This is a genomic window from Bradyrhizobium sp. Kon37, assembly GCF_055807535.1.
In genome coordinates this window covers 1-449 of sequence record NZ_JBVVOY010000137.1, presented here as the reverse complement: position 1 = coordinate 449, position 449 = coordinate 1, and the positions used below count along the sequence as shown (strand labels likewise).

General features: G+C 51.4%; 1 protein-coding gene. It reads right to left on the bottom strand.

The features are described from left to right. Positions 1-201: 201 nt before the first annotated feature. Positions 202-449: GNAT family N-acetyltransferase (locus AC0L3J_RS37465; RefSeq protein WP_473350440.1), on the bottom strand; the 248-nt coding region annotated here is incomplete at its 5' end.

Here is a 449-nt window from a genome sequence, read left to right as displayed (position 1 = left end):
AATATCACTGTGTGGCTTCAGGCCGCCATCCACTGCGGAGCCGTACAAATGTACGGCCAGCAACGTCGGTTCGAGATGGCGCTCGATGACGCCAACTACCTCTGATAGTTGAGTCGATACTTCGGCGATCACCGCTTCCCTCATGATGTTTAACTCCTGAATTAAGCCGCGCCGCGAAGCGGTGTCGGCTTGAATGAATTGTTAGGCGTCATCCTGTGCTCCCGAGAACCAGTACCAGTACATCGCTGTTTCGTTCGAGACTTGAGGTCTAGTTTTATACGTGAACAGGTCAATGCCGCCGAGAGTAAAGCCACATTTTGCGTACAAATTGCAGGCAGGTACATTGTTCGTTTGTGTCTCTAATCGTATGCCAAGGAGCTGTCTGCTTAGTGCCCACTTTTTCGCAAATTCGATGAGACTGTGCGCGACTCCTTTGCCTCGGTGCGTGT